Raw genomic sequence first — 18,086 nt, forward strand, 5'->3', positions numbered from 1 at the left:
CGAACAAGGTTATTGAATAGGCCGCCGTGCCGGTTGGGCGCGGCGCGAATGAAAGGAATCTGAAAATGGCAAAAATCATCGGTATCGATCTGGGCACCACCAACAGCTGTGTGGCCGTCATCGAGAACGGGCAGCCCAAAGTCATCGAAAATGCAGAAGGCGCACGCACCACGCCGTCCATCATTGCCTATCAGGATGACGGCGAGATCCTGGTCGGCGCGCCGGCCAAGCGCCAGGCGGTGACCAATCCGCGCAACACGCTCTACGCCGTCAAGCGCCTGATCGGCCGCAAGTTCGAAGAGAAAGAGGTACAGAAGGACATCGACCTGATGCCCTACAGCATCGTCAAGGCGGACAACGGCGATGCCTGGGTGGAAGTGCGCGGCGACAAGAAGGCGCCGCCGCAGATCAGCGCCGAAGTGCTGCGCAAGATGAAGAAGACCGCCGAGGACTACCTTGGCGAGGAAGTGACCGAAGCCGTGATCACCGTACCGGCCTACTTCAACGACAGCCAGCGCCAGGCCACCAAGGATGCCGGCCGCATCGCCGGTCTTGAGGTGAAGCGCATCATCAACGAGCCGACCGCCGCGGCGCTCGCGTTCGGCATGGACAAGAGCGAGAAGGGCGACCGCAAGATCGCCGTGTATGACCTGGGCGGCGGCACCTTCGACATCTCGATCATCGAGATCGCCGATGTCGATGGCGACAAGCAGTTCGAAGTGCTGGCCACCAACGGCGATACCTTCCTCGGCGGCGAGGACTTCGACCAACGCCTGATCGATTACATCATCGGCGAGTTCCAGAAGGATCAGGGCATCGACCTGAAGAAGGACGTGATGGCGCTGCAGCGGCTGAAGGAAGCCGCCGAGAAAGCCAAGATCGAGCTGTCGTCGAGCGCGCAGACCGAAGTGAACTTGCCGTACATCACCATGGACGCCACCGGTCCCAAGCACCTGGTGCTGAAGATCACCCGCGCCAAGTTCGAGTCGCTGGTGGACGACCTGATCGAACGCTCGATCGAGCCGTGCCGCATCGCGCTGAAGGACGCCGGCCTCAAGGCATCCGACATCGACGACGTGATCCTGGTCGGCGGCCAGACCCGGATGCCCAAGGTGCAGGACAAGGTGAAGGAGTTCTTCGGCAAGGAGCCGCGCCGTGATGTGAACCCGGATGAGGCCGTGGCCGTCGGCGCCGCGATCCAGGGCGCCGTGCTCGGTGGCGATCGCAAGGACGTGCTGCTGCTGGACGTGACCCCGCTGAGCCTGGGCATCGAGACGCTGGGTGGCGTGATGACCAAGCTGATCCAGAAGAACACCACGATCCCGACCAAGGCATCGCAGGTGTTCTCGACGGCGGATGACAACCAGAGCGCGGTGACCATCCACGTGCTGCAGGGCGAGCGCGAGAAGGCGGGGGCCAACAAGAGCCTGGGCCAATTCAACCTGACCGACATCCCGCCGGCACCGCGCGGCACGCCGCAGATCGAGGTGACCTTCGACATCGACGCCAACGGCATCCTGCATGTGTCGGCCAAGGACAAGGCCACCGGCAAGGAGAACAAGATCAAGATCCAGGCGTCCTCGGGCCTCTCCGAGGAGGAGATCCAGCGCATGGTGCGCGACGCCGAGCTCAATGCCGAAGAGGACAAGAAGCTCTCCGAGCTGGTCACCGCCCGCAACCAGGGCGACGCGATGATCCACTCGGTCAGGAAATCGCTGACCGAATTCGGCGACAAGATCGCCGCCGACGAGAAGGCCGCCATCGAGACCGCGATCAGCGAGCTCGAAGCGGTGGTGAAGGGCGACGACAAGGACGCGATCGAAGCCAAGACCAACGCACTGATGCAGGCATCGCACAAGCTGGCTGAACAGATGTACGGCCAGCAGGGTGCCGAGGGCGCGGCAGCCGCCGGGGCCGCCGGCGGCGAGGCCGGCAAGGGCGACGACGGCAATGTGGTCGATGCCGAGTTCACCGAGGTGAAAGAGAACAAGTGAGGCGTAAGGAGTGAGGGGTGAGGCGTAAACATCATGACTTGCTGGCGTGGCAGACAGCCATGCGTTTGGTCGAGATGGTCTACGCCTTCACCTCCACGCTTTCACGCGATGAAGCTTTCAATCTGACCAGCCAGATGCGACGCGCCGCCGTATCTGTGCCAAGCAATATCGCAGAAGGTGCCGCCCGGATGACTGAAAAGGAATTCGGGCATTTTCTTGGTATTGCCCGAGGTTCGCTAAGCGAGCTGGAAACCCAGTATTTGCTGGTGTGCCGGCTAGGTTTGGCTGAGCCCTCTCACGAATTGGAGGAAGGTTTGAATGAAGTGTTCGGTTTGCTCGGTGGCCTGATACGCTCGCTCAAGCGGGAATAGCAGACGGACCACCTCACACCTCACACCTCACACCTCACATACATGTCCAAAAAAGACTTTTACGACGTCCTCGGTGTCAATCGCGATGCCAGCGACGATGACATCAAGAAGGCCTACCGCAAGCTGGCGATGAAGTACCACCCGGACCGCAATCCGGACAGCAAGGAAGCCGAGGAGAAGTTCAAGGAGGCCAAGGAGGCCTACGAGATCCTGTCCGAGCCGCAAAAGCGCGCCGCCTACGACCAGTACGGCCACGCCGGGGTCGATCCGCAGGCGGGCGTGGGGGGCGGTTTCGGTGGTGGGGGCTTTGCCGATGCGTTCTCCGACATCTTCGGCGACATCTTCGGCGGTGGCCGCGGCGGTGGCGGTGGGCGCTCCAATGTGTATCGCGGTGCCGACCTGCGTTACAACATGGAAATCACGTTGGAGGAGGCCGCCCGGGGCATCGAGAAGCAGATCAAGATCCCGTCGCACGAAGAATGCGGCACCTGCCACGGCAGCGGCGCCAAGCCGGGCACCGAAGCCAAGACCTGCCATACCTGCGGCGGGCACGGCCAGGTACGCGTCTCGCAAGGCTTCTTCAGCATCCAGCAGACCTGCCCCACCTGCCATGGCAGCGGCAAGTACATCCCCGATCCGTGCCGCACCTGCGGCGGCAACGGGCGCGTGCAGACGGCCAAGACGCTGGCGGTCAAGATTCCGGCCGGCGTCGATGAAGGCGACCGCATCCGCCTTTCCGGTGAGGGTGAACCGGGCGTCAACGGCGGCCCGCCGGGCGATCTGTATGTGGTGGTCCACCTCAAGGCGCACGGCGTGTTCGAGCGCGAGGGCAACGACCTGCATTGCGAGATGCCGATCAGCATCACCGTGGCGGCGCTGGGTGGCGAGATCGAGATCCCGACGCTCGACGGCAAGGCGCGGATCAGTATTCCGGCCGGCACGCAGACCGGCCAGGTGTTCCGGCTGCGCAGCAAGGGCATCAAGGGCGTGCGCAGCGCCATCACCGGCGACCTGATGTGCCATGTGGTGGTGGAAACGCCGGTCAACCTGACCAGTCGCCAGAAGGAACTGCTGAAGGAATTCGAGGAGATCAGCGCCGGCGACGCCGCCAAGCACAACCCGCGCGCCAAGTCCTTCATGGACAAGGTGAAGGACTTCTTCTCCTGACCGGCGCGGCAGCCTCATCCCGCTGAGACGCTTTGCATATCGCCCCGCTTCGGGGCGATATGCATTTGTGTCGTCCGATGCCGCATCGCCGTGGGCCGCGACGCCACCAACAGTGATACGCCCCATCCGCATGCAGCGGGTCAGGGCGGCCCAACGGCTCCGGCACCTCGCACCTGCCCTGCTCCGCGCACCGCGCACCGCATCGGGGCGCTGTGCTGCGTTCCAGGCTGCGTCGGCAGCAGACGGCAAGGCCGCCTGGCGCGGCAATGTGCCTCCCCAGGCGGCCTTGCGGCTACAACGCCCTAGGGCTGCACGTACTGCGGCGTGCCCACCGCATCCGCCCCCATGCGCGCATGATCAAGCAACGTGCTGGGACGGCACTGATCGCCGATGCACGACCAGACGCTGACGAAGCGCGGCCCTGCCGGCACCTTGGCGGTGCCGCGCAGCAAGGTGGCGGCACTGTTGGTCTGCAGCACGGTGCCCGCCGGCACCGGGCAGCTGCCGTCCGGCGCACGCACTGGCGGCGGCGGCGGGGGCTGCGTGCCCGAATTCAGCACATCGGTCAGCGCGGCGTTGTACAGCCGTGCCCCATCCACGTGCACTTCCCAACGCTCCGCAAGCTTGGCCGGTGTCGATGCCTCGGTCGCGACACGGCAATCGGCCGTCACCCGGTGCGTGTATTGCGTGACCACCTGCGCCTGGTAGTTGAGCGTCAGCTCGCCACCCGCCTTGCTCACCGTCACCGAATACAGACCGGGCAGGGCTCCCAGGTTGATCTGCCCCGCCGGCGCGTTGCCCAGCAGGTTCCACGCGCCCCAGCCCACCGCCGGCTGCTCGTTCTGCGTCCACCAGCGCGCCTGGAAGAGCTTGCCGTCGAACAGCACGCGCTCACCGGCCTGATAATTGCGGTTGGCGGACCATGCCGTCGGCAGGGCGCTGCCCTCCTCATACTGCCAGGCGCCCCAGGCCGAGCCGGGCGCCTCACCGTGCGTCCACCAGCGTGCCTGGTAATTGGCCCCCTGGTAGGACACCCGATCGCCCGCGTTGTACACCTGCGCCGATTGCCACGGCGCGGCCAGCGGCACCACATCGCTGCCGAAACGGGCGACAAGCTCACTGTCGGAAAGACCGGCAATGGTTCCCCGATAGGCGAAGCGGGCCGCCGTGGGGCACATGCCCGGCGTCGGCGCCGGGATGAACGGATAGCGCGGGTCCAGCTCGGGCGCGACGACGGGCAGCTTGCCATCGGGGCCGGCCGGCAGTTTGACGACCTGCGGCGGTGGCGGCGTGCAGGCCAGTGCCGGGGCGGCCACACCGGCCGTGCAAAGCAGCACGGCCAACAGTTGACTGATTCTCATGAATGCACTCCTCGAATTATGGTTATCGCGCCATGCATTGAGCATGGGCCAGGTAAGCGTCGATGGCGATCGGCCGGGTGTCAAGGGTCGCGGGCCGCACCCAGCGGGCTGCAGCGGCAGCGGATGGCATGAACGGTGGTCAACGAGGGGCCGAGCGGCAGCCGCTCCGTGTGATGCGAAGCGCGCCGGCATCGGTGCACAGCAGGCAGGCCGCCGGCCCTGCCCTCGCCATACCGGCACTGCCGACGGCACCAGTGGGCAACAGGTCACGGTTGATGGGCAGGACGGTGCCGGATGCTTCAGCCAAAGCGATAGAGGTCCATCGCCAGCGCGCGGTCGCTGACCTTGTCATACAGGCGCCGGGCCGGATCGCCGTGGGCGGCGCCCAGCGCCACGAAGAGCGGCAGCAGATGCTCCTCGGTCGGGTGGGCGCGCGCCGCCTGGGGCGCATGACGCCGGTAGTCGAGCAGCGCCTGCCGCTCACCGCGCACCAGGTGGTCATGCATCCACGCCTGGAAGGGCGCGACATAGTCCAGCGGCTCATCCATTGGATTGAATACATCCTGCAGATTGTGGGTCAGGCTGCCGGAACCGATGATGAGCACCTGCTCGTCGCGCAGTGCGGCAAGGGCCTGACCCAGCGTCTCGTGCCAGGCTGGGCCTTGCCGCATATCCAACGCCAGCTGCACCACGGGTACGTCCGCCTGCGGATACATCACCTGCAGCGGCACCCAGGCGCCGTGATCCAATCCGCGCACCGGATCACTGTGCGCGGCGAACCCATGCTGCCGCAGCAACTGCAGTACCTGCTCCGCCAGCGCCGGATCACCGGGCGCGGGATACCGCAGCGCATACAGCGCAGGGGGAAAGCCGCGAAAGTCATGGATGGTTTCCGGAGACGGGTGAGCCGTGACCGCGCTGCCCGGTACATGCCAATGCGCCGATGCAATCAACACCGCACGGACTTGCGGCAGCGAACGGGCCAACTCGTCCCAGCTGCGGCCGACAGCGCCCGCATCCAGCGCCAGCATCGGTGAGCCATGGGAGATGAACAACGTCGGCAGTCGAGACATGAGACAACTCCTTGTGGCAGTCACGGTAGCGCCAAGCGGCAAGCGTCCACAGGCGCGCAGGCGATCCGGTCACTGCTGCCCTGCCTATCAGCGTCAGACCACGACTGAGTCGGCACCCCAGGGCAGCAGCAACATTTGCTTACATATCCAAGCCCGTGGAACAGCCCTGTTTTCCATATCGCGGGCAGTGGCGCAGCAGTTGCGAAAAGTCGACATCGGTGTCCCATGCCGCGCTGGGACACCCCGCTTTTCGCCTCTGCCACGCGGTCATCCAATGGGCCTCAATACGCCCGGAAAACCTCCCCATACCATTGATAATAAACAGCTTCATGCCGTTTACTTACACCTTGCCGTTCACACCCGCACAGCAGGCATAACCCCGATGTCAACTGAAAGGTGCGCTTGTATTCCAATCCTTTCAGATAATCATGATTTTCTAATTCATTGAATTCTTATATTCATTGCAGAAATTGTAATTCTCCCGCTACGCCTTTAGCATATGCGCGCCGGACAGTCTGGCCTTAATCCTTTGCATGCGCGCAATGCAATCCGGCCAGCGCAAGTCGAACAAGAACCGGTTCTTTCAACCTTTCCTTAGATCTTTGGAGCATCAATGCGAACCTTCAAGTTGTCCCTGATCGCAGCAGCACTGCTGCTGGCCAGCCAAGCCCAAGCAGCTGTCACGACCATCACCTTCGACGACGTTCCGGGCGCCAACGCCGGCTCGTCGAACAACCAACTGGTGGACTACGCCGGCTTCCAATGGAGCAACACCTACGCGCTGCACCAGTCCTACCATCCGGGTTCGGGCTACGACGTCGGCACCGTTTCCGGTGACTGGGTCGGCTACACCGCCTGGGCGAGCCCGATCAGCTTCTCCGCAAGCGGCGCCTTCGATTTCTACGGCGGCTACTTCACCTCCGCCTGGGACGACACCCTGACCGTCAAGATCGCCGGCTTCCGCAATGGCGTCGAGATCTACAGTCAGGACATCGTGGTCAACAATGACTACCCGCAACTGTTCGGCCTGAACTTCCGCGGCGTCGATCGCGTGTCGTTCACCTCGCTGGGCCAGCACGTGGCCTTCGACAACCTGCAAGTGACCACGCCGGTGCCGGAACCCGAAACCTACGCCCTGATGGGCCTGGGCCTCGTCGGCCTGCTGGCTGCCCGCCGCCGCAAGGCCAAGTAATCCGCCTGCGGTACCTGCAGACACCCGCCACCCGGCGGGTGTCTGCAATCCGGTCCCTGTGCCGGTTTTCCTGCCCGCGCACCACCAGCACTGATGTGTACCCGCAATCCCTTCGGGCACGCATCGCGCCTTGCACCATTCCATCACCTGACGCACTGCAGTATCCGTCTGGGCTGCCCACCGATGCCCTCCAGCAGGAGCCCTATCCTGCCCCGTTGCCCATCCCCATTGGGCATCACCCATCACCCAGTCAGCCTTGCGCTGACGTGAATGGGACGATGGACCAGGACTTGCTCTGGATTGCGCCAGCGGCTGTCAAACCAAGGTGGCCCGATCCCAAGCCTTGGTCGACGACAGACGGTTTGACAAAAATTGCATCCATCGTAATTCCGGCCTTCTGCGTCAGGGGCTTATATCCCGGAACAGCAGTGGCTCACTATGAACCGGGCGTCAGTGAGGTGCCCGCTTTATATCGCCATGCCATCGGACTGCAACAAAGTCTGTCTTAAAACTGCAATGTTAAATTTCTACCAAGCAATATTTTTGTTGCAACAATTGTAATTATCCGCAGACACATCTAGCATGTGCGGGCCGGATAGTCTGGCCCTGACTGTTGTCCGGTTTCGGACACCGTCCGGGTCAACGCAGTATGAAATAACACCGGCACTTCTAGCTTCTTTCCCAAACTTTGGAGCTCACATGCGAACCTTCAAGTTGTCCTTGATCGCAGCCGCCCTGCTGCTGGCCAGCCAAGCGCAAGCCGCAGTCACCACGCTGACCTTTGACGATGTCCCCGGTGCCAATCCCGGTACCAATCTGAACGCGCTCGGCAACTACGGCGGCTTTACTTGGGACAACACCTACGCCCTGCACCAGTCCTACCACCCGGGTTCGGGCTACGACCGTGGCGCGGTTTCCGGCGAATGGGTTGCCTACACCGCCTATGCCAACCCGATCAGCTTCTCGGCAGGCAACGCCTTCGACTTCTACGGTGGCTACTTCACCTCGGCCTGGGACAGCTCGCTGACCGTCAAGATCGCCGGCTTCCGCAATGGCGTCGAGATCTACAGCCAGGACATCGTGCTGAACAACCAGTATCCGCAGCTGTTCGGCCTGAACTTCCGCGGCGTGGACAAGGTTTCGTTCACTTCGCTGGGCCAGCACGTGGCCTTCGACAACCTGCAAGTGACCACGCCGGTACCGGAACCCGAAACCTACGCCCTGATGGGCCTGGGTCTCGTGGGCCTGATGGCTGCACGCCGCCGCAAGGCCAAGTAATCCGCCTGCGGTTATCTGCAAACACCCGCCTTCTGGGCGGGTGTTTGCATTTTCGGCGCAGGCTTGTGCCGGCAATTGCCAAGCCAACCCGACACACTGATTGCATGCCTGTCCTCAGCCTTTACGATCACCATGAAGGATCCAGCTGATCGATGGGCTGGCTGTGTTTCCCACCTGTCCATGTGCATCCGTCTTGGCACTGCGGTTGTAGCCAGCGCTGCAAGCAGGAAAATCAATTACACATCAAGTCAATATAATTCTTTCATATTCTCTACAAAATAAAGCCCTACAATCTACTTTCATCACAAATACTTTCAAAAAAATTTCAACAAACCGAACGTCAACGATAATATGACGTTTGGCGCTTCTTCCGGCCCTTCAACCGTGAAGATTGCACGCTCAGCAAAAATCCTTTGATCAGAACAATTTAGGCCAACTAGATTGGTCTTGGGCACAGGGCTCGGCATGCATCGAATGAGGCTATTGCGATGCCGCGCAGGCAACAGCAAGCCAAGCCTTGAAATGACCCCAGGTACCGTCATGATGAAGGAGACCGCGATGAGCACGACGCCGCTGGACCCATTGATCGAAACCCAGGAGACCGGGGGGCTGCACCGCTACCTGGATACGGTGGAAGCCGCACTGGATTATGCGTTCGCCAAGAAGCAAAGCCGACATACACCCAATCCGGAAACCTGGAGCGTGGTGCTTACCACATTGGCTCACGCCATATCGAGCAAGGCACCGGAGGATCTGGCCGTCGCCCATCGCAAGCTGACCGACGCCATCGGCCAGACACTGCGCGCCACAGGGCGCGCGCATTATTGAACGAACACGCCCTGCGCTGCCCGGTTCGCAGCATCGCCCATCCTTCCCCTTCCCTGCGGCATCACGACGGCCGGGCATGTCCCGGCCGGCTCGACCACCTGGGCCACACCGCCAATGGTTCGGACGCTTCAGCAGGCACGGTCCCCTGGGTAGCCGGATCGCGCTAGTGTGGCTTGCGCTGCTGATAGCGGCGCATCAGTGGCGTCACCGAAATGCCATGCAGGACGATGGAAGTGGCCACCGTCGTCAACGTCAGCGCGGTCAGCTCCTGGGCCAGCGGTTGCGGCAGACCATGGTTGATCGCGAACATCAGGTAGTAGATCGAACCGACACCGCGGATGCCGAACCAGCCGGTCAACAGACGTCGGCCACGCGGCATGCCGGACCCGGCCAGACCCAAGGCCACCGCTATTGGCCTGATCAGCAGGAACAGCAGCGGAACGAACCAGATTGCGCTGACCGGTGGCGCAACGAACGCAAGCAACGCGCCAAGCAGCAGCACCAGCGCCACTTCGCCGATCCGCTCCAGTTGTTCGTTGAACGACAGCATGGCATGGCGCATGTAACAACCTGCCAGTTCCGGCGTGGTTGCCACCCCTTCCAGCACTTCGCGTGGCGGCGCAGCCGGCAACGTGGGCTCGGTCGGCGGCCGCTCGGTCGCACTGGTGCGGCGCAATGCAAGGCCTGCGGCAAACACTGCCAGAAATCCATAGGTATGGCATAACAACGCCACGCCATAGGCCAGGGCGATCAGCCCGAGCGCCAGGAATTCGTCCAGCCCCACCGCTTCGCGGTGCCGGATGCGCAGATACACGACCAGCCGGCCAATGCAGCCGCCCAACAAGGTGCCGATCAATAGCCCGCCTGCCACGGCCCACAGCACATCGCGCAGCCACCAGCGCCAACCCCAGTCACCCAGATCATGCAGGCCCAGCAGCCCCAATCCCAGCATGACCAGTGGAAAAGCGGTCCCATCGTTCAACCCGCCCTCGCCGGTCAGGCAAAAGCGCAGTTCGTCGCGGTCCTCCGGGTGTTCCACCTGCACATCGGAAGCCAATACCGGATCGGTGGGCGCAAGGATGGCCCCCAGCAACACGGCCGCTCCCAGCGGCAACCCCAACGCAAAACAGGCCACCAGTGCGATCAACGCCACTGTCAGCAACATCGATCCGACCGCCAGCCGCAGCGTTGCGCGCCAACGGCGGTCGGAAAGCGGGGCGCCAAGCTTGAGTCCAGCCACAAACAATGACACCAGTACCGCCACTTCGGCCAGGCGTTCCAGCAACATGGCGTGGCGGGCCGGGTCTGGGCGCAACAGCCCCCAACCGTCTTCACCGATGGCATAGCCGACCGCCAGATAGAGCATCGCCATGCTGACCGGCAGGCGCTTGAGCAGCGAGCCGGCCAAGGCCATGACGATCATCAGGCCGCCGATCAAGGACGCCCAGACCGCGAACAGCATCGATTCCCCCTCTCCACAGCGGACCCTGCCCCTCACGTTAGGTGGCGGCAAGCATCTTGGTAAGTTGACGATTACCGGTGAGGATGCAGCGACAACGCGGTATCCGGCGTGACCGCGTCCCTGGAACAGGAACGCCGGACGCCGGCGGGAAGGCGGGAAGGCAATGGCAACGAAAAAGGGCCTGCGCATCAGCGCAGGCCCTTCTGGGATCTGGCGTCCCCACGGGGATTCGAACCCCGGTTATCGCCGTGAAAGGGCGGTGTCCTAGGCCTCTAGACGATGGGGACGAGGCGCGCTGCCGTCAGGAACGGCAACGGGACTGAAGCTGGCGCACCCGGAGCGATTCGAACGCCCGACCCTCTGGTTCGTAGCCAGATACTCTATCCAACTGAGCTACGGGTGCGCGGGTTACTGCAGATTCCCGGTGATGACGGAACCAGGCCGTTTCAAGCCCAACGCCGTTTCACGCGAGACCGAAACAATAGCAAAGACATGGATTTACGCGCAAGTGCTATCGCTGCATTTCTTCGCGTTGCCTAACCTCGGATCAGCAATCCGGGCAGGTGCAACCGTCTCCAGTCATATGGAACCGCCCCGCGCCGCCAGGGCCGCGGTTGAAGCCGCCGGTAGCCGCTTCGGTCCTACCCGCCGATCTGCACAACCGGGTGGGCTGCACCATGCAGACCGATTCCCGAAACCTCCCGGCGATCACCGCGGCCACGTTGCTCACCCCGCAAGACGGGGTGCCGGGCCTGGATAGCCACCCGCGCCCGGACCGTTGCTGCGCCACGGGGCCAGGTTCAGAGTCGACGCGCCACATGCACCTTCCTTGCCAGAAGATCGACGATCCATGGTAAGGCAGATCGGCATGGCGGGCACTGCTGATCCGAGCAGTCCGGCGAAACAGCGCGGCGGTCATGCCGGCAATTCACAGGAAGAGCGGGGGGCGGCAGCCCCCACCCTTGAGACTCAAGGCGCCATCGTCTTGAGCAGTTCCACCTGGACATGCCGGCCGGCCTGCGTCGCAATCAAATCAACGGCGCCTTCCGGCGTCTGCCTGGCAGGATCAAGCGAGAACGACAGCGCAGCCGGTTGCAAGGAAGTACGGATGCTCCGGGGGTCCACGCCTGGCACCGCCTGCGCCGCTGCCCGCAGCTGCTCGGCTGAAACGACGCCTTTCACCTCGCAGAACACCACCCAATGCCTGCGGCTCGCCGCCTGCCGCACCACAGCGTCATCATAGGTTGCAGCCATCCTGTCCTCGACACACACACCACAGGCCATGGCCTGCGTGGCAAGGAGGATCGCAGCAAAAGCGCACGCCAGCGAAGACAGCAACGGCTTCATGGGGCCTCTCCTAGTGCTTGTGCCCGGAGGTCGTCGCTGGAGACGGTGGCTGCTTGGATTCCGCCGGCAACGGCACCGCGGATTTGGTCTGGGAAGGCGGCAGCGCGGCATCCGGTGTTGCAGGCTGAGGCTGACTGGTGCCCTTGGGCTTCAGATGGGTATCTGCCCACCGGAAGTAGGCCAGATACTGTTCGATCTCCTGCTCAGACAGGTTCTGGTTCGGCATCGGTACCTTGTACTTTTCCAGCATCTGCTTGGCGATCGGATCGTCACTGGCCGCCATCTGCTCCGGATTGCGCATCCATTTCACCAGCCAGGCTTCGCTGCGCCGCTTCGTCACGCCATACAGATCCGGCCCCAGCCTCTCGCCGCCCGCAATGGAATGGCATGCCAGGCACTTTGACTCAAAATCAAGCTTGCCGCGTTGCGCAACCGGATCGGTCGGCGCGGCCGTCGCCGGGATGTTGTGGTGCTCCGGATCACCCGCAGGTGCATGCTCACCGGCCCCGCCCCCTGCGGCGATAAGGCCGATGGCCCCCTGGGAAGCATTGGCGAAATGATGGTCGACCATCACGTAGCTGCCCTTCTCCGGCACCAGGAATTCAACGATGGCGGCATTGCTGGAACCCAGCAGGACCGTCTGTGCCCCCCGCCATTGATTGTCCGGATTGCCCTCCATCCAGACGCGGTCAAAGATGGTGCCCACGACGTGGAAGCTTGAGGTATTGGAAGGTCCGACGTTCAGCACGAACAGCCGGACCCGCTCCCCGGGCTTGGCGGGCAACGGGTTGTCGACAAAGCCGTTGTATTTGCCGTTGAAGACCGTGTACGTCGGCGCCTTGGCACGGACACGATCGCCGTCCAGTAGGTACAGCGGAACGCCATCCACCTGCCGTTTTTCGGGGTCGGGCTTAGTGTAGAACTCGCTTTGGACGATGGCGTACTCCCGGTCCACCTTGGTCGGATAGCCTTTGCGCGGCTCAACGATCATCATCCCGTACATGCCCGAAGCGATGTGCTCGAGCACCATGGGTGTACCGCAGTGGTACATGTACACGCCCGGATAGTTCGCGGTGAACTCGAACGAAATGGTCTGGCCAGGCGCAATGGAGCGGTACTTGTCCTGCGGTGAGACCATGGCCGAGTGAAAGTCCATCGAGTGCATCATCGGCGCCGCGGTGACGCGTACGCCCGGCACCGGCTCATCGGATCGGTTGGTCATGGTGAAGCGGATGCGATCCCCGACCTTCGCCCGGACGACCGGGCCGGGCACGGTGTCGCCGAAGGTCCATGCGCTGAACTTCACGCCGGGTGCCAGATCGATGAGTTTGTGCGTCGTATCCAGCCGCACCTCCTTGACCGGCTCAGGCGACAATGGCTTGACGTAGGCGTCCATGCTCAGCGCGCTGCCCGCGGCAAAGGGCCCGGTGTAGCGTTCGTTGCTGATCACCGCCGGTTTCGGACTCAGATCCATCTTGCGGATGTCATACGGATCGTCGCTGATGGCGCATGCGACGAGCAGCACACAGCCAAGCAGGGCTGCACACACCTTGGTACGTTGCTTGAAGCGCATCGGTTCATCCTCCAACGAGACAGTGGGATCGCCACCCATCTACTGCTGCTTGAGAATCCACTTCACAAGGGTATGCGCTTCAGCGTCGCTGACTGCCTGAGGCGGCATGGGAACCGCACCCCATACGCCCGAGCCACCCTTCATCACTTTCGTGACAAGCAGGTTCACCGAGTCCTTCTGGCCCGCGTACTTCTTTGCCACGTCCTTGTAGGAGGGCCCGACCAGCTTTTTGTCCATCGCATGACAGGCGAGACAGTTCTTCTCCCGGGCCAGCTTGGCACCGACGTCTTCCGCCTTTGCACCCACGGACGAAACATTGAAGACCACTGCAAGTGCTGCCAGGGATGTGTATCGACGCATTGCCTTTCTCCTTGCTGTTGCAATTGCTGCAGGGCACAAACGGCACCTGAACAACAACAAGGTAGTGCCTGGGATCGCGGTGGCACGACATAACCGGAACTGCGTTCTGCCGAACGGCTGACGCGTGCAGCGGCGCGTCATGATTGGCTTGGCCGGGCCATGGCCAATTCGAAGCACCCTGTCATGCACGATCAAAGACCGGATCGCGTGGCGCCGGCTGGCGCCGGCATCGGCGCCTACACCTGCGCGGCCCAGACAACGCGGTGATCCGTCCGCGACATCACCGCCCCGCCGTTCAAAGACATACAAAAGGCGACAGCAGCGTGGCGCCACCTTGCACACGGGTGATACCGCCTGGACCGGAACACGGCGTGCCATCGCCCTCGTTGCCGGCAGTGAAGCACTGCCGCGCGCAGAGCCAGCAGCAAGGGCAAGCAGGATGGACGCGGCTGCGCGACGCCTTCGTCCACCCGCATCAATGAGGTGGGCCCGCACCGATCATGTGTCGTTGCAAGCGATGCGGGGACCGACGGGCCATGCCGTGAAGCCACGGTCAAGAACAGCTGCGCTGCTGGAAGCCGGAAAACAAAAAAGCCACCCGAAGGCGGCTCGATCGCTTTCCAAGTCGATGACTTGGGAGAATGTTCCTGGCGGAGACGGAGGGATTCGAACCCTCGATACAGGTTTAAGCCCGTATGCCTCCTTAGCAGGGAGGTGATTTCAGCCACTCATCCACGTCTCCGCGAGGAAGCGGGATATTACCGTGGCCCCCCCTACCCGTCAATGACAATCGCCGTCACGAAAAGGGGCGGCACCACGCGCGGACAAACGAAAAACGCCCGCCACCGTTGCCGGTGCGGGCGCTTGCGGTGACCGCAGCGGTCAGTCGCGGTCCAGGCCGAAGGCGCGGTGCAGCACACGCACCGCCAGCTCCAGGTATTTCTCGTCCACGATCACCGAAATCTTGATCTCGGAGGTGGAGATCATCTGGATGTTGATGCCTTCCTCGGCCAGCGTACGGAACATGGTGGACGCGACGCCGACGTGGCTGCGCATGCCCACGCCCACGATGGAGACCTTGCAGATCTTGTCGTCGCCGACGACGCTGCGCGCGCCGATGTGATTCTGCACGCCTTCGAGCACCTTGATCGCGCGGGCAAGATCGTTCTTCGGCACGGTGAAGCTGAAGTCGGTGGTGCCGTCCTGCCCCAGATTCTGGATGATCATGTCGACATCGATATTGGCATCGGCCACCGGGCCCAGGATCTGGTACGCAATGCCGGGCTTGTCGGGCACGCCGGTGACGTTGACGCGCGCTTCGTCACGGTTGAAGGCGATGCCGGAGACGACGGGCTTTTCCATAGTGGGATCTTCCTCGAAGGTAATCAGCGTGCCCTCGCCTTCTTCCTGGAAGGACGACAGCACGCGCAATTTCACGTTGTACTTGCCGGCAAACTCCACCGAGCGGATCTGCAGCACCTTGGAACCCAGACTCGCCATTTCGAGCATTTCCTCGAAGGTGACGGTCTTGAGCTTGCGCGCCTCAGGCACCACGCGCGGATCGGTGGTGTAGACGCCATCGACATCGGTGTAGATCTGGCATTCGTCGGCCTTCAGCGCAGCAGCGAGCGCCACACCGGATGTATCCGACCCACCGCGGCCCAGCGTGGTGATGTTGCCTTCGGCATCGACCCCCTGGAAACCGGCGACGATCACCACGCGCCCGGCGGCAAGGTCGGCGCGCATCGCCTCGTCGTCGATCGACTGGATACGGGCCTTGGTGAAAGTGGAGTCGGTCAGGACCTTGACCTGGGCACCGGTATAGGAACGGGCATCGACGCCCAGCTCCTTGAGCGCCATCGCCAAGAGGCCGATGGTGACCTGCTCACCGGTGGAGATCACCACGTCAAGCTCGCGCGGGTCCGGATTCGCCTGGACTTCCTTGGCCAGCGCGATCAGGCGGTTGGTCTCGCCGCTCATGGCGGAGACGACCACGACGAGATCGTGCCCCTGCGCCTTGAACTTGGCCACGCGCCGCGCCACGTTCTTGATGCGCTCCGGCGAGCCGACCGAGGTGCCGCCGTATTTCTGGACAATCAATGCCATGTTGCAACCTGTAGGTTGGAGAATACGCAAGACGCCGCCGCGCGCCGCACGCTGGGGCAGCGGCGACGGCAAAAATGGGCATTGTAAAGAAAGCAGCAGGGCTTTTCGAGGGCTCAGCCAGTGAGCACCGGCACTCTGGGGGCAATCGCGCACATTAATTCGTAACCGATCGTACCGGCTGCGGCGGCCACGGCATCGATCGCCAATCCGGCACCCCACAGCTCCACCGGCGTACCGACCCCCGCCTGGGGCACCGCCGTCAGATCGACCGCCAGCATATCCATCGACACCCGCCCCACCAGGTAACTCGGCATGCCGTCGACCAGCACGGGCGTACCGGTGGGTGCGTGGCGCGGGTAGCCATCGGCGTAGCCGCAGGCCACGATGCCCACCATCATCGGTGCCGTGGCGGCAAAGGTCGCGCCGTAGCCGACCGTGTCACCCGGCTGAAGCTGCTGCACGCCGATCACCCGCGAGCGCAGCGTCATCGCCGGCTGCAGTCCGAGCGCAGCAGCAGTGCGGTGCGCGAACGGCGAGCTGCCGTACAGGATGATGCCGGGCCGGACCCAGCCGCGCCGCGCCGCAGGGTAATCGATCAGCGCAGCCGAGTTGGCCAGCGAGACCGGCAGCCCCAACCCATCGACAGCGGCATCGAATCGGGCCGCCTGCGCCGCGATGCCACGCTCAGGCTCGTCGGCCGTCGCAAAATGGGTCATCACGGTGACACCGGCCACATTGGCGCAGCGACGCAGCCGTGCCGCCAGTGCCGGCGCCTGGGCCGCCGGAAAGCCGAGCCGGTTCATGCCGCTGTTGAGCTTGAGGAATACCTGCACCGGCCGTGCAAGCCGCATCGACTCAAGCCACGCGAGTGCGCGGTCCTCATGCAGCACCAGCCATAGATCATGGTGTGCGGCAAGCGCCAGCTCGGCTTCGGAAAACACCCCTTCGAGCAGCAGGATGGGTTGCGTCAGGCCCATCCGGCGCAGCGCCAGCGCGCCCTCGATTTCCAGGATGGCAAAGCCGTCTGCCTCGGCCAATGCCTGCGCCACGCGTGTCAGACCATGCCCGTAGGCATTGGCCTTGACCACGGCGAAGGCGAGGCATTGCGGCGCCAGCGACTTCGCCAGGCGGTAGTTGTGGCGGATCGCCGCCTCGTGGATCACCAATTCCAGCGGACGGCTCACAGCATGGCCTCATCGGCACGACGCTCCCGGCGGCGACGCCAGTACCAGATCGCCAGCACGGCAAGCAGCAGCCCGAGCGCCACCAGAATGCCGGTCTGGCCGCGCTTGATCCATGTGAGCAGCCATTCGTGGTTGTGCGCGCCGAAGTGGCCGAGGTAGACCCATACCGGCACACTGACGAGCGCGGCCAGGCCATCGAGCAGCAGAAAGCGCCAGAATGGCACGCATTGGCTCATGCCGGCGGTCAGGAAGATCGGGGAGCGCAACCCTGGCAGGAATCGGGCGATGAACAGCACCCGCTTGCCGTAGCGGGCGAATTTGTCCTGCACCGCCTCGTAGCGTTCCGGCGTGAGCACATGGGCCACCCAGCGCCATCGGAGCACCCGGGTGCCGTAGTGGCGGCCCAGCCAGAACATGATCGAATCACCGACCAGCACGCCGGCCATGCCGACGGCAAACATCACATGCACGTTGGCGTACCCCAGGCCGGAGATGATGCCGCCGGCCACGAGGGTGACGTCCTCAGGGATGGGGACACCGAATCCACAGACCAGCAGCACCAGAAAAACCGCAAGGTAGCCGTAATCTGTGAAGATGGTGACAAGGTATTGCAGGATATCCATCAGGTACAAGCCTGGCGCCGCTGCGCGATGGCGGATCATAGCATGGGCATCTCAAGCCACCAGCAAGTTCCCGGGCGTGCTGCCGCTGTCCGCTTACAGGATGGACGCCTGCCACGCCATGAGTGATTTGCGTGTGTTATAACCAGCCGAACTAGCAGCCTGGACAT

The 18,086-nt window shown here is 63.2% G+C and carries 15 protein-coding genes and 3 tRNA genes; 6 read left to right on the top strand and 12 right to left on the bottom strand.

What is annotated here, in order from left to right:
• The first annotated feature begins 65 nt into the window (after positions 1-65).
• Genes dnaK through dnaJ form a run of 3 tightly spaced genes read left to right on the top strand, consistent with a single transcriptional unit; the run spans position 66 to position 3,532 of the window.
• On the top strand, positions 66-1,994 hold the full coding sequence (dnaK, locus tag N8I74_RS16845) for a molecular chaperone DnaK (RefSeq protein WP_263124319.1): 1,929 nt from the start codon (positions 66-68) through the stop codon (positions 1,992-1,994).
• A gap of 17 nt (positions 1,995-2,011) precedes the next feature.
• Positions 2,012-2,365 carry a four helix bundle protein gene (locus N8I74_RS16850; protein WP_263124320.1) on the top strand — a complete coding sequence of 118 codons (354 nt, stop codon included), beginning with the start codon at positions 2,012-2,014 and terminating at the stop codon, positions 2,363-2,365.
• 42 nt (positions 2,366-2,407) lie between these two features.
• Positions 2,408-3,532: a molecular chaperone DnaJ gene (gene dnaJ / locus N8I74_RS16855; RefSeq protein WP_263124322.1), complete on the top strand. Its 1,125-nt coding sequence runs from the start codon at positions 2,408-2,410 to the stop codon at positions 3,530-3,532.
• Between the two features lie 302 nt (positions 3,533-3,834).
• Here the strand turns inward: dnaJ and N8I74_RS16860 are convergent, their stop codons facing one another.
• Positions 3,835-4,893 carry a carbohydrate-binding protein gene (locus tag N8I74_RS16860; RefSeq protein WP_263124324.1) on the bottom strand — a complete coding sequence of 353 codons (1,059 nt, stop codon included), beginning with the start codon at positions 4,891-4,893 and terminating at the stop codon, positions 3,835-3,837.
• Between the two features lie 299 nt (positions 4,894-5,192).
• Positions 5,193-5,966, bottom strand: coding sequence for a DODA-type extradiol aromatic ring-opening family dioxygenase (locus tag N8I74_RS16865; protein ID WP_263124325.1), 774 nt, complete (start codon positions 5,964-5,966; stop codon positions 5,193-5,195).
• Positions 5,967-6,579: 613 nt separating this feature from the next.
• Between N8I74_RS16865 and N8I74_RS16870 the strand changes: the two genes are divergently transcribed.
• The 3 genes from N8I74_RS16870 to N8I74_RS16880 all read left to right on the top strand — a co-directional run bounded on the left by N8I74_RS16870 (position 6,580) and on the right by N8I74_RS16880 (position 9,264).
• Entirely contained in the window at positions 6,580-7,158 is a 579-nt protein-coding gene (locus N8I74_RS16870) for a PEP-CTERM sorting domain-containing protein (protein WP_263124327.1), read from the top strand.
• Positions 7,159-7,857: 699 nt separating this feature from the next.
• The gene (locus tag N8I74_RS16875) at positions 7,858-8,436 is read left to right on the top strand and encodes a PEP-CTERM sorting domain-containing protein (protein WP_263124329.1); all 579 of its coding nucleotides are present in this window, start codon (positions 7,858-7,860) and stop codon (positions 8,434-8,436) included.
• A gap of 558 nt (positions 8,437-8,994) precedes the next feature.
• Positions 8,995-9,264, top strand: a complete 270-nt coding sequence (locus N8I74_RS16880; protein WP_263124330.1) for a hypothetical protein — start codon at positions 8,995-8,997, stop codon at positions 9,262-9,264.
• 163 nt (positions 9,265-9,427) lie between these two features.
• Here N8I74_RS16880 and N8I74_RS16885 read toward each other — a convergent pair whose 3' ends face one another.
• The 10 genes from N8I74_RS16885 to N8I74_RS16930 all read right to left on the bottom strand — a co-directional run bounded on the left by N8I74_RS16885 (position 9,428) and on the right by N8I74_RS16930 (position 17,919).
• Positions 9,428-10,726 carry a cation:proton antiporter gene (locus N8I74_RS16885; RefSeq protein WP_263124332.1) on the bottom strand — a complete coding sequence of 433 codons (1,299 nt, stop codon included), beginning with the start codon at positions 10,724-10,726 and terminating at the stop codon, positions 9,428-9,430.
• 211 nt (positions 10,727-10,937) lie between these two features.
• Positions 10,938-11,013, bottom strand: a tRNA-Glu gene (locus N8I74_RS16890).
• A 39-nt stretch (positions 11,014-11,052) separates the two neighbouring features.
• Positions 11,053-11,129: transfer RNA gene (locus N8I74_RS16895), tRNA-Arg, on the bottom strand.
• A 566-nt stretch (positions 11,130-11,695) separates the two neighbouring features.
• Positions 11,696-12,073, bottom strand: a complete 378-nt coding sequence (locus tag N8I74_RS16900; protein ID WP_263124333.1) for a hypothetical protein — start codon at positions 12,071-12,073, stop codon at positions 11,696-11,698.
• A gap of 10 nt (positions 12,074-12,083) precedes the next feature.
• Complete coding sequence (locus N8I74_RS16905) at positions 12,084-13,646, bottom strand: multicopper oxidase domain-containing protein (protein WP_263124335.1); 1,563 nt, start codon at positions 13,644-13,646, stop codon at positions 12,084-12,086.
• A gap of 39 nt (positions 13,647-13,685) precedes the next feature.
• Positions 13,686-14,006: a c-type cytochrome gene (locus N8I74_RS16910; RefSeq protein WP_263124337.1), complete on the bottom strand. Its 321-nt coding sequence runs from the start codon at positions 14,004-14,006 to the stop codon at positions 13,686-13,688.
• A 648-nt stretch (positions 14,007-14,654) separates the two neighbouring features.
• Positions 14,655-14,748 (bottom strand) — tRNA-Ser (locus N8I74_RS16915).
• Between the two features lie 140 nt (positions 14,749-14,888).
• Complete coding sequence (locus tag N8I74_RS16920) at positions 14,889-16,112, bottom strand: aspartate kinase (protein WP_263124338.1); 1,224 nt, start codon at positions 16,110-16,112, stop codon at positions 14,889-14,891.
• Between the two features lie 113 nt (positions 16,113-16,225).
• Entirely contained in the window at positions 16,226-17,296 is a 1,071-nt protein-coding gene (gene alr / locus N8I74_RS16925; RefSeq protein ID WP_263124340.1) for an alanine racemase, read from the bottom strand.
• On the bottom strand, positions 17,293-17,919 hold the full coding sequence (locus N8I74_RS16930) for a DedA family protein (protein WP_263124341.1): 627 nt from the start codon (positions 17,917-17,919) through the stop codon (positions 17,293-17,295). Before N8I74_RS16930 ends, alr begins: the two co-directional genes overlap by 4 nt.
• Positions 17,920-18,086: the final 167 nt, after the last annotated feature.

It is taken from the genome of Chitiniphilus purpureus (genome assembly GCF_025642115.1).
Classification (GTDB): Bacteria; Pseudomonadota; Gammaproteobacteria; order Burkholderiales; family Chitinibacteraceae; genus Chitiniphilus; species Chitiniphilus purpureus.